Below are 11481 nucleotides of genomic sequence, written 5' to 3' on the forward strand. Positions count from 1 at the left end.
GTAGGGAGTAGGGAGTAGGGAGTGGGGAAGGGGGATTGGGACTGGGGAGTAGAGAGGAAAGATTATTACTTCAGTTTCAGAACTCGGAAGTTCGACCTTTGAACTCCCGACTCCTAACTCCTAACTCCTAACTCCCCATTCCCTACTCCCTACTCCCTATTGTTTTAATTGAAAAGCAAGGTCAAGATCATCCAAAGAATTAACATCTAACCAGTTACCGCGAATATAAAGTACCTTGATCGGTTTTCCTTGCTCGATTAAATAATTGCATAATTCTGGCAAACCTAAACTATTGAATTCCGGCCGTTTTTGCAATTCATTGAGTGCTTCACTCACCCACTCTCTACCTTGACTCCGTAGGCGCAACATCCCAATCCAGCGTCCGCTAGACTTTCCGAATTGCGTTTGTGTGGTTTTAGAAACGTTCAACAGGTTGACATCCTGTCCAAACAGAGAAAGATCGTCTGGAATTGAGCAATAAGCGTAGTCAGGTGAACCGCTAACAGACTTGCTGTTGGCCACAGAATCAACCACAGCCACAATTTCTCCGGGACATTCTAATAAATCTCGCAGGATGTAGCTTCTAAATAGTAAATCGCCGTAAAGCACCAGCATTTCTTCGCCAAAGCTGGCTTTAGCTACGGCTAAGGATGCTAATTCTCCGGTTGTTTCATAATCTGGGTTGCGAATAACTTTAGTCCCCGGAACATTGATAGTTTCTGCTTTGTAACCGGCGACAACAGTAATATCATTGATGGCAAGTTTCTTAAATTTGTCCACCAACAACCTGAGTAGGGGTTTACCTCCAAGGGGTAACATCACTTTTGGCTTATCTTGCGTCAATCCGGCTAATTCTTGGCCTCTGCTAGCAGCCAAAACGATCGCTTGGATATTTTGTCGTCCGTTGTTAAAGTAGCGTTTTTCAGCTTCTTGGAGTTCATCCGCCCCTTGTAGCCGGAAAATTTCTTTTACGGGAGCAATATCATCTTCAATGTTGATTAAAGTTTCGCTGGCTTTCACTTCACGGGCGATCGCTTGCATACTAGCAACAGCAGATCGAATCAGATGGTTTGCCCAGATGACCAAATTAACTTCAGCTTTGCGAAAAACATCGGTAGGCGTGCTGTAATATTTGGTCGGTATAATCACTAACGGGGAACGACCCGCCCACTCTTTAGCAAAGGCTAGCACTTGGTCGGGACGCGACGATTTACTGTGAATCAAGATCGCGGTTGCTCCGGCGGCGTGGTAAGCTTCAGCTCGGCGCATTGCCTCTGAGAGATCCCACCCAGCTATCAAAGCTTCGAGTCGGGCGACGATGCAAAAATCTGGGTCTGTCTGACTATCCTTACCTGCTTTAATTTTGCCGCAGAATTCATCAATATCAGCTAAAGCTTGGCGACTCCCGTTGATAAAGCTGTTGGTTTTGGGAAAAAGCTTATCTTCAATACAGACTCCAGCAATACCTCGCTGTTCTAACTTTTTGACCAGGCGGCGCATATTATTAAAGTTGCCATAACCAGTATCCCCATCTAATAAAATCGGGATGCTGGTGACATCAGACATAAACTCCAGCATTTCTACAACTTGAGTCCAACTGGCTTCATTATTATCTCGAACGCCATATTGAGCCGAAAGGGCTAGTCCACTCGCCCAAATTCCTTTAAATCCAGCCTCTTCCACAATCCGGGCGCTAATCCCATTGTGAGCTTCCATAATGAAGTCGAGTTGAGGCGATTCTAGTAATAACCGCAATTGGGCAGATTTATTTAATTTTGCAGCGGTGTCAATGGGTGCAAATATTTGATGCATTTATTCTACTTTTTTCAACCTATATAATAATTAAAAGAAGAATTCAGAACCCAGAATTCAGAATTCAGAAACAATTAGTGGGAGATTCAAACCCTTTATAGCAAAGTGCTGTTAGCGGAAGCGGGGCGTTTAGCCCGTGCTGAGTAGAAACTCAGTATTATCAAAGGTTTCAGCAACCAACATAGTCCTAACCTATGCTTCGACTGCTATACTTTCTTGTTGACCACTAAATATCCGATTTAGTGGGGGTCTTAAACCCCTTGATTCAGATGCGACGCTCTCTACGAGACGCTGCGCGAACGAATACTCGCTAACGCTGCGCTATCGCGGACTCACTAAAGCTGCGCTATCCGCCAATCGTGCAAAATTCATGCTGAATTGTGGCTCCTGACTCCTGAATTCTTTCTTAATAAAGATATTTTCAGACATTTTCTGCGACTTCTATCTGAGGTAAAATCTCGTTTTGGGCACGTTGAATATCCTGGGGAAAATCGATTTCGATCCAAGGTAAGCCAGTGATGTCTTCGTAGCCAAATGTTTCTGGAGTTTCTAAGAGCAGATCCCGAATTACTTCTTCATAAGGTTCATTATCCCGTCTATCTGCAACATACTGTTCTGTGCGAGTAGCAAGACGGTGAGCAACAGCATTTCCAAAACGAAAGAATCCTACTGACTCACCCGCAAAATCATAAGCTAAACCAGGAGCTACTTGTTTACGAAACTCCACTAGATAATTATCTCTAACACAAAGTTTCACGGGTTCATCTCCCGGTTCAAAATCCCGATCTAGTAAAAAGCTGTTGGGGATATTTGTCTTTACCAGTCGTTCGATGATACGGCGATCGCACAACACGTCTGCATCCATCAATAATATATCATCGCCAGCAACTAAATGCTGACGTACAGTCCAAAGGCTGATTACACTGCCTTTAGTATAATCAGGATTATAAATTGTACTGACCCAATTTTCGGCTCCTAATGCTTTGATTTCATCCTGAATTCTTTGTGCTTGATAACCCACAGCAATCACTACTTCATCAATTTGGTAATGACGGAGATTGTTCAAATGGCGCTCTAATAAAGATTTACCGTTAAATTTCAGTAAGCATTTGGGTTGGATTTGCCCGTCTTTACCTAAGCGTCGTCCAACGCCAGCAGCTAAGATAATTGCCTTCATCGCCAAGTCACCACCAGAGCTACGACACCAGGAAATCTAGAAATTTTCCCAGTATTTTATAATGACTGTTTTTTGCTCCAGACAATATTTGTTAATCAATTCTTAACATGGAGGCAGTCCCAATGAAACAAGTTTCACCGCCAAGCATGAAAGTCTCTTTCTCCCCCTGCCTCCCCTGCCTCCCCTGCTCAAGAACTGCTCTTTCAAGTCAGGAGGGATGCAATCTGGTGGTGTTAAGAGCGAAACACTTGGCGAAAACCAAAATAGGCGATCGCATCTTTCATATTTGAGACAAAACGTTTTAGCATACCCATGCGGGTGTCGGTGACGTACTCCAAAGTCAAGACAATACGCTGTTCATTTTTACCCAAAGGAGTAACTCTGTGGTAGAGTTTGTCACCGTTGAATAAGACTAGAGTACCAGGGTTTAAGGAGAGCGATCGCGTTTGGGTCTCCCGTTCAGGAATATTTTTGTAGAGTTGATATTCCAGCTTACTGGATGAATTATCAACTAAACCAAGCAACACTGTATAGCGTTTGCCGTGATAGTAAGAGGTATCGTAATGATACTGGATATGGTCTCCAGGCTCAGTGTAATAGTACAGCGCGTAAGTATGGGGATCAGCATTAGGGCAGGGAAGGAGTTTTTCTGCCGTAATTTCGTTCAGGAACTCGAAAAAGGCATTGAGTTGATAAAACTCTCCGAAAGTCGGAGCAAGGCTGTCTAAGCTATAGCGGCTGATACTACCGCCCTTTTTATGATTAGGAATATAGTTGCGGTTGATAGCAGTTTCCAAAGATGGCAACAACACCAAAAACTGCTCGATGATGGAGTTAGGGACAAAGTTCTCCACTACCAAAAATTCATTTTGAGCCTGAAACTCAGCTTTAAGTTTCTGGTAATCAACAGCTGCTATAGCTTTATCAATTTCAGTTTGAAGCTCCATATAATATTTTTGACTTTTGACTTTTGAGAGCCAGTTGCTTCTCCCTTCTCTACGAGACGCTCCGCGTTCGCGTAGCGTTCCGAAGGAAAGGCGCTAGCCTCTCCCTTTGGGAGAAGGGGAGACGCGCAAGGGACAAGTCGGGCATTGCCCGCCCAACGCACTGGCTCCTTTTGACTTCCGCCTTGCGGTACTAGTTTGATTCTGGCTGCGGGAGTGTCCAAAATTGCCAAATTACCCATACTGCAAAGGTTGGCGCTCCAATTGTCGCTGCCATTAATAACGGTTCTAGTCCATCCAGTAAGGGAACTATGGGAAACAAATACAGCACGTCTTCAATGTCAAACCGGGCGAAACTTGGTTGACGGCTGGCGTCTTTACCTAAACGCTGTTCCATTTGGTTTCGCAAATGAAAAATGCAAGCAATAGACACCCCAGATACTATCCCCATCAACAACGCCCACCAACCAAAATTTCCCTCCCTAAGACCATATCCAATACACACAAATAAAAGAATGTGGATGATAGCGTCACTAGCAAGGTCATATTGATGTCCCCATTTGCTGCTTTTCCCACTCAAACGAGCTAATTCACCGTCTGTATGATCGAGAAAGTTAGATAAAGCAAATAGCCATGCCCCAATGTTAATCCAAATGGTATCACCAACTGCGAGTGCGACAGCCGCCGCCAACCCTGTCAAAAGTCGCACTGTAGTAAGATGATTGGGGTTTATCCAACTGTCTTTTAGAGGTTTAATTAGCCAGTAAGCAAGTTGAGCATCCCAAGGCTTTGTGGTCATAGATGAACTTGAATTTGATGTGGTCTTGGAATATATATATAGCGGTTCTCATTTGGATGCAACATGCATAGGCTAACACTGCTGTGCTAACCTATTAGTCAAAAAGAAGCAGGGGGCAGGGGGAAAGGGGCATCTGTCAATGACGCCGGAAGCCTACACGCTCTCCGTCAGGTCAGTGTAGGTAGTTCACTCCTACATAACCCCAAGGACGAGAAACTCGTTTACCACGCGCCCAACGAATCTGCCGTCTGATGGCATCAACTAAGTTGTTGCTTATCTGTACATGGTCAACTATGTAATCGGAAAGCACAACTTTATAACCTGCTTGGACAGGTAGATAGCCTAGTTGGAAATCATCTGCTAGATAATCAGCGATCGCTTCAAATCCACCAATAGCTTCTAGTACTTTTTTCGGGATAACAATGGTGGAACCAAAGGCGTATTTTATACCATTTCCCTGGATGTTGCTGACCAAAACCCCAGCGTGAAACTCAGTAGTAGTACTAATAGCCTCTAATATTGATATCCATCCTTGAGTTAAGGTTCGATACATACAAGTATCCCTCTTCTAAGAAACAGAAATGTTTCTTTACATCCATTGGGAATGCGTAGACGCTTGCGGCTTGTCGTCAGACATCGCTTCCTCAGACGCTTTTGTCACTTTCCGGGTATTCTAAATAAAAGGATTAGAAGAAAAAACTCTCTTCAGGTAGGTAGGGCAATGGATGTAGAATTACAAATCCGGAAACATTTGGCAAGAGACGCCCACCCAACAGTTGCGATCGTAGATGAATATTGTGCAGAGGATCAAAATATATTTAAAGAAGTAAGAAATTATGAGTGCTTCAAATATTTGCACTTAGGAATAATCTCGCCAATCAAAAGAAAATCATTTCGTTAGTAAACTACATCTAAGCCAGAAGCCTGCATTCAATAGTTGATAGCGCTGTGAAAAAAATCCTGATTGTGTCAGCTAATCCCACAACGACAGACAAACTCCGCTTGGACGAGGAAGTAAGGGAAATTCAGTCAGGGTTGCAACGCTCTCGCAGCCGAGATAAGTTTGAACTGATTACTAAATGGGCGGTGCGGCCTGACGATTTGCGGCGTGCGCTTTTAGATCATAATCCTCATATCATCCATTTTTCTGGACATGGTGGAGGAAATCAAGGTTTAGCCTTGGAAAATAATACAGGGCAAATGCAGTTAGTGAGTACAGAGTCACTGGCAAGGTTATTTAAGTTATTTAAAGATAAAATTGAATGTATATTATTGAATGCCTGCTATAGCGAGGTGCAAGCTGAGGCGATTTACCAACACATTAACTGTGTGGTTGGGATGAATCTGGCAATTGGCGATCGCGCTGCAATTAAATTCGCGGTAGGCTTTTATGATGCATTAGGCGCTGATAGGTCGTATGAAGATGCTTATGAGTTTGGCTGTAGCGCTATTGACTTAGAAAGTATTCCAGAGTCTTCCACCCCAGTGCTGAAAAGTCGGAACAATTCTAAAGGTGCTATTTTTGCTAGCGAAACTATTCCAGATAACCAAATAAAAGCAGCAGTCTCCTTAGAAAATCCTGAAGGACAGGTATCTCTAAACTCTGCTTTCTATGTCGAGCGATCGCCAATTGAGGTAGACTGTTATGAAGCGATTCTGCAACCAGGGGCCTTAATTCGCATCAAAGCTCCCCGGCAGATGGGCAAAACTTCGCTGATGTCGCGGGTTCTGCATCATGCTAGTCAACATGGCTATCAGACTGCACCCGTGAATTTCCAGTCAGCCGATGCAGAATTTCTCGGCAATTTAAATCAGTTTTTGCAGTGGTTCTGCGCCAGTATTACTTACGAATTGAATCTACCCGATAAGTTAGACGAGCATTGGAAGGGTGTTTTAGGTAGCAAGAATAAATCTACAAATTACTTTCAACGGTATTTATTACCCGCGATTAATAGCCCCATTGCTTTGGGTTTAGATGAAGTTGATGAAGTATTCAAGCATCCGCTAATTGCGGCTGATTTTTTTGGATTGTTACGAGCTTGGCATGAGCGGTCAAAGAATGAAACAATTTGGCAAAATCTCCGGTTGGTGATTGTGCATTCTAAAGAAGTTTATATCCCACTCAATATAAATCAGTCGCCTTTTAATGTGGGTTTACCCATTGAGTTACCAGACTTAAATCAAATACAAGTGCAAGACTTGGTAAAGTGTCACAAACTCAATTGGTCTAACTCACAAATTGAAGAATTAATGACACTGATGGGTGGTCATCCTTATTTAGTGCGGGTAGCGCTTTATGAAATTGCCCGTGGTAGGATGACGCTGGAAAATCTGCAAAAAATCGCGGCAACCGAGGAAGGCCCTTACAGTAACCATTTACGCCGCCATTGGCTGAATTTGCAAGAAGATGCAGAATTGCTAGCTGCGGTTAAACAAGTGATGATGGCAAATCGCGCCGTAAATGTAGGCACAACTGAAGCCTTTAAACTCCGCAGTATGGGGTTAGTTAAGTTTAAAGGCAATGAAGTAGTGCCTTTGTGTGAATTATACCGTCAATATTTTGGCGATCGCTTGGGAATTAAAAATTAAAAAAGTACATTAGGAGTGCAATAGGACTTTTATCTGCAATTACCATTTAATAAAAAGGTTCAACTTATGGTTCAACTTCTTCAAGGAAAAGATATCACCCTAGCTCAACTTATTGATGAATTTGGTCTACAACTTGCAGATAACGAAGAGTTTTTTTCAGAGTGGCAGCAAGATTTACCTGAGTTGAATAATTTAGAAAAGCAATCTCTCAACGAAGTTAAAGCAGAATATTTGCATTTATCTCGCTACCAAATTTTGGAACCTGTAGTCAAAATGGTGGTGCTATCTCCACTATTGCGTTTAGCAGGTTTATATCAACCGCCTTTCTATATCGCCTCAGAACAAGAGGTCAGAATTTCTTCTGAAGACGAAGGCATGATTATCAGAGGACGTATTGATATCTTGGTGTTCCATCCTCCACTTTGGGTTCTCGTTATTGAGGCAAAACGAGCACAATACTCATTGGAAGTAGGAATTCCTCAAGCATTAGCTTATATGTTGGTTAATACTGGTAATGATAAACCTACCTATGGTTTTGTAACCAATGGTCGGGAATTTCAATTTATTAAGTTGACGAAACAGGTTACACCAAGATATGCATTATCTTACACACTGTCGCTGAATCGTGAGGATGACTTATATACTGTCGTAAAAGTGTTAAAACGCCTAGCTGATTTAATTCGTAATTCGTAATTCGTAATCTTGTAGGGTGTGTTATGCCCTTGGCTAACGCACCATCCCAATACTAAAAGGATTAACAATGGTTCAGGTTATTCAAGGAAAAGATATCACCCTAGCCCAACTTATTGATGAATTTGGTCTACAACTTGCAGACGACGAAGAGTTTTTCTCAGAGTGGCAGCAAGATTTACCTGAGTTGAGTGATTTAGAAAAGCAATCTCTCAACGAGGTTAAAGCAGAATATTTGCATCTATCTCGCTACCAAATTTTGGAACCTGTAGTCAAAATGGTGGTGCTATCTCCACTATTGCGTCTAGCAGGTTTTTATCAACCACCTTTCTACATCGCCTCAGAACAAGAGGTAAAAATCTCTTCTGAAGACGAAGGCACAATTATCCGAGGACGTATTGATATCTTAGTGTTCCATCCGCCATTTTGGGTTCTCGTAATTGAGGCAAAACGGGCACAATACTCTCTAGTAGTTGCAATTCCACAAGCATTGGCTTATATGTTGGCAGATGCAACTTCGGCTAAACCTGTTTTTGGGTTTATCACCAATGGTAATGAATTTAGATTTATCAAACTGATGAAAACTGAAACTCCACAATACGCTCTATCTGATTTGTTTGCTTTAGATAGTCGAGATGACGTATCTATTGTCGTGAAAGTGTTAAAGCACCTAGCTGATTTAATTCGTAATTCGTAATTATTGTGTATATCAATAAATAATGTTTTTCCCAGTCCCCAATCCCCAGTACCAATATCAAGTCGGTGGTAGCCTGCCTCAAAATGCACCAACTTATGTTAGAAGACAAGCTGACCATGACCTCTATGAAGGCTTGAAGGCTGGGGATTTTTGTTATGTTCTCAATTCCCGGCAGATGGGAAAATCTAGCTTGCGGGTGCAAGTGATGCAGCAGTTGCAAACAGAGGGATTTGCTTGTGCTGTTGTTGATATTACAGCTATTGGGACGGCAGATATTACCCCAGAACAGTGGTATGCCGGGGTGATTGATACTCTGGTGGGAAGTTTGAATATTTATCCAACTTTTGATTTAGATACTTGGTGGACTGATAACGGTTTACTTTCACCAGTACAGCGTTTGAGCAAGTTTATTGAAACGGTTTTACTTAAAACAATTACTGAAAAGATTGTTATTTTTATTGATGAAATTGACAGCGTTCTGAGTCTTTCATTCAACTTGGATGACTTTTTTGCAGTTATCCGCGATTGCTACAACCGACGAGCAGACCATCCTGAATATAATCGCCTCACTTTTGCTTTGATTGGGGTATCTACGCCTTCAGATTTGATTCAAGACAAACGCCGGACACCTTTTAATATTGGACAGGCAATTGATTTAACTGGCTTTCAACTCCCAGAGGCGCAACGTCTGGCACAGGGATTGGCACAAGTGGGTAATGCCCAAGAGTTGATGCAAGCGGTGTTGGATTGGACGGGAGGACAGCCGTTTTTGACGCAAAAAGTTTGTAAGTTGTTAATTGAGGAATGCCCTGTAGAGACGCGATTTATCGCGTCTTCTGGAGACAAGGAGAAATCCCAAATTGAGGGGTTGGTGGCAGGGGTGGTAAGAAAGCGGATTATTGAAAATTGGGAGACGCAGGATGAGCCGGAGCATTTAAAGACGATTCAAAACAGAATTTTGCAGAGTGGAGAACAGAGAACTGGGCGATTGTTGGGGTTGTATCAGCAGATTTTGCAGCAACTTGAGTTAGTAGCTGATGATAGTCCTGAACAAACGGAACTGCGGTTGACGGGTTTGGTGGTGAAACGGGAAGGAAAGTTGCGAATTTATAACCGTATATATAAGGAGGTGTTTGAACAGGAATGGTGCGACAAGATTTTAGCAAACTTGCGCCCCTACTCGGCTGCATTCAATGCCTGGGTTGAGTCGGAACGTCAAGATGAGTCACGCTTGTTGCGGGGACAGACTTTGCAAGATGCTCAAGAATGGGCAGTAGGTAAAAGTTTGAGTGACTTAGACTATCAGTTTTTAGCTGCTAGCCAAGAGTTAGAAAAGCGCGATGTGCAGAAAAGGCTGGAGGCAGAGGAACAGGCAAAGCAAGTTTTAGCAGAGGCAAACTACAAAGCTAATCAACGGATTCGTATTGGTTCTGTGGTGTTAGGTTTGGCTCTAGTGGGGGCGGTAGCATCATTTATAGTTACTCAAAAAAGCCTTGAGGAATTAAAAAAGGCAGAAGCAGCCAGAGAAGTTGCTTTAACGGCTACGCAATTGGAACAAGAGGGAACAAATGCGTTGCGAGTGTTTGATGATTCAAGAGAAATAGATGGTCTGCTATTAGCAATGCAAACGGCAGGAACATTAAAAAGTCTGGTTAAGGATAAACAATCTTTAGCAGACTATCCAGCATACAGCCCTTTGTTTAGTTTACAGAGAATTTTATCTAATATTCGTGAACAAAATCGCTTGGAAGGGCATAGCGATGAGGTCATCAGCGTCGTCTTCAGCCCCGATGGCAAAACTTTAGCTTCCGCAAGTCGTGACAAGACGATCAAATTGTGGAATCGGGACACAGGCAAAGAAATTACCACCCTGAGTGGGCATAGCCGTTCGGTCAAGAGCGTTGTCTTCAGCCCGGATGGCAAAACTTTAGCTTCCGCCAGTAGTGACAGTATTGACAAGACGATCAAATTGTGGAATCGGGACACGGGCAAAGAAATTTCCACCCTGAGTGAGCATAGCAGTTGGTTCATCAGCTCCGATTCGTTCATCAGCGTCGTCTTCAGCCCGGATGGCAAAACTTTAGCTTCCGCTGGTGGTGACAACACCATCAAATTGTGGAATCGGGACACGGGCAAAGAAATTTCCACCCTGACTGGGCATAGCGAATCGGTCAACAGCGTCGTCTTCAGCCCGGATGGCAAAACTTTAGCTTCCGCCAGTATTGACAAGACGATCAAATTGTGGAATCAGGACACGGGCAAAGAAATTACTACCCTGAGTGGGCATAGTAGTTCGGTCTTCAGCGTCGTCTTCAGCCCGGATGGCAAAACTTTAGCTTCCGCCAGTTATGACAAAACCATCAAATTGTGGAATCGGGACACAGGCAAAGAAATTTCCACCCTGACTGGCCATAGCGATTTGGTCTACAGCGTCGTCTTCAGCCCGGATGGCAAAACTTTAGCTTCCGCCAGTGCTGACAGCACCATCAAATTGTGGAATCGGGACACGGGCAAAGAAATTACCACCCTGAGTGGGTATACCAGTTCGGTCAACCGTGTCGTCTTCAGCCCGGATGGCAAAACTTTAGCTTCCGCCAGTGCTGACAGCACCATCAAATTGTGGAATCGGGACACGGGCAAAGAAATTACCACCCTGAGTGGGTATACCAGTTCGGTCAACCGTGTCGTCTTCAGCCCGGATGGCAAAACTTTAGCTTCCGCCAGTGCTGACAGCACCATCAAATTGTGGAATCGGGACACGGGCAAAGAAATT

At 43.4% G+C, this 11481-nt stretch carries 9 protein-coding genes and 1 pseudogene; 5 read left to right on the forward strand and 5 right to left on the reverse strand.

What is annotated here, in order from left to right; genetic code table 11:
- Positions 1-156: 156 nt before the first annotated feature.
- The 5 genes from aepX to RMY63_RS22205 form a co-directional block, all read right to left on the reverse strand.
- Positions 157-1812: a phosphoenolpyruvate mutase gene (aepX, locus tag RMY63_RS22185; RefSeq protein ID WP_322730782.1), complete on the reverse strand. Its 1656-nt coding sequence runs from the start codon at positions 1810-1812 to the stop codon at positions 157-159.
- A 421-nt stretch (positions 1813-2233) separates the two neighbouring features.
- Positions 2234-2989, reverse strand: a complete 756-nt coding sequence (locus RMY63_RS22190) for a phosphocholine cytidylyltransferase family protein (RefSeq protein ID WP_322730783.1) — start codon at positions 2987-2989, stop codon at positions 2234-2236.
- A 233-nt stretch (positions 2990-3222) separates the two neighbouring features.
- The gene (locus RMY63_RS22195) at positions 3223-3936 is read right to left on the reverse strand and encodes a 2OG-Fe(II) oxygenase (protein ID WP_322730784.1); all 714 of its coding nucleotides are present in this window, start codon (positions 3934-3936) and stop codon (positions 3223-3225) included.
- A gap of 190 nt (positions 3937-4126) precedes the next feature.
- On the reverse strand, positions 4127-4732 hold the full coding sequence (locus RMY63_RS22200) for a CDP-alcohol phosphatidyltransferase family protein (protein WP_322730785.1): 606 nt from the start codon (positions 4730-4732) through the stop codon (positions 4127-4129).
- A 172-nt stretch (positions 4733-4904) separates the two neighbouring features.
- On the reverse strand, positions 4905-5285 hold the full coding sequence (locus RMY63_RS22205) for a glycosyltransferase (RefSeq protein WP_322730786.1): 381 nt from the start codon (positions 5283-5285) through the stop codon (positions 4905-4907).
- A gap of 168 nt (positions 5286-5453) precedes the next feature.
- On the opposite strand from RMY63_RS22205, the pseudogene RMY63_RS22210 reads away from it, so the two are divergent.
- The 5 genes and pseudogenes from RMY63_RS22210 to RMY63_RS22230 form a co-directional block, all read left to right on the forward strand.
- Positions 5454-5624, forward strand: a pseudogene (locus RMY63_RS22210) (IS701 family transposase); the annotation flags it as partial.
- A 56-nt stretch (positions 5625-5680) separates the two neighbouring features.
- Complete coding sequence (locus tag RMY63_RS22215; RefSeq protein WP_322730787.1) at positions 5681-7321, forward strand: AAA-like domain-containing protein; 1641 nt, start codon at positions 5681-5683, stop codon at positions 7319-7321.
- 66 nt (positions 7322-7387) lie between these two features.
- The gene (locus RMY63_RS22220; protein ID WP_322730788.1) at positions 7388-8014 is read left to right on the forward strand and encodes a type I restriction endonuclease; all 627 of its coding nucleotides are present in this window, start codon (positions 7388-7390) and stop codon (positions 8012-8014) included.
- A gap of 67 nt (positions 8015-8081) precedes the next feature.
- Positions 8082-8708 carry a type I restriction enzyme HsdR N-terminal domain-containing protein gene (locus tag RMY63_RS22225; RefSeq protein WP_322730789.1) on the forward strand — a complete coding sequence of 209 codons (627 nt, stop codon included), beginning with the start codon at positions 8082-8084 and terminating at the stop codon, positions 8706-8708.
- Between the two features lie 22 nt (positions 8709-8730).
- On the forward strand, positions 8731-11481 hold a 2751-nt coding region (locus RMY63_RS22230), incomplete at its 3' end, for an AAA-like domain-containing protein (RefSeq protein ID WP_322730790.1).

It is taken from the genome of Nostoc sp. ChiQUE01b (assembly GCF_034531255.1).
Taxonomy (GTDB): Bacteria; Cyanobacteriota; Cyanobacteriia; order Cyanobacteriales; family Nostocaceae; genus Nostoc.

Excerpts from the sequence above, each read along its gene's own strand:
- RMY63_RS22190 (WP_322730783.1), bottom strand. The coding sequence starts at position 2,989 with ATGAAGGCAATTATCTTAGCTGCTGGCGTTGGACGACGCTTAGGTAAA.
- RMY63_RS22205 (WP_322730786.1), bottom strand. The coding sequence starts at position 5,285 with ATGTATCGAACCTTAACTCAAGGATGGATATCAATATTAGAGGCTATT.
- RMY63_RS22225 (WP_322730789.1), top strand. The coding sequence starts at position 8,082 with ATGGTTCAGGTTATTCAAGGAAAAGATATCACCCTAGCCCAACTTATT.
- RMY63_RS22220 (WP_322730788.1), top strand. The coding sequence starts at position 7,388 with ATGGTTCAACTTCTTCAAGGAAAAGATATCACCCTAGCTCAACTTATT.
- aepX (WP_322730782.1), bottom strand. The coding sequence starts at position 1,812 with ATGCATCAAATATTTGCACCCATTGACACCGCTGCAAAATTAAATAAA.
- RMY63_RS22200 (WP_322730785.1), bottom strand. The coding sequence starts at position 4,732 with ATGACCACAAAGCCTTGGGATGCTCAACTTGCTTACTGGCTAATTAAA.
- RMY63_RS22195 (WP_322730784.1), bottom strand. The coding sequence starts at position 3,936 with ATGGAGCTTCAAACTGAAATTGATAAAGCTATAGCAGCTGTTGATTAC.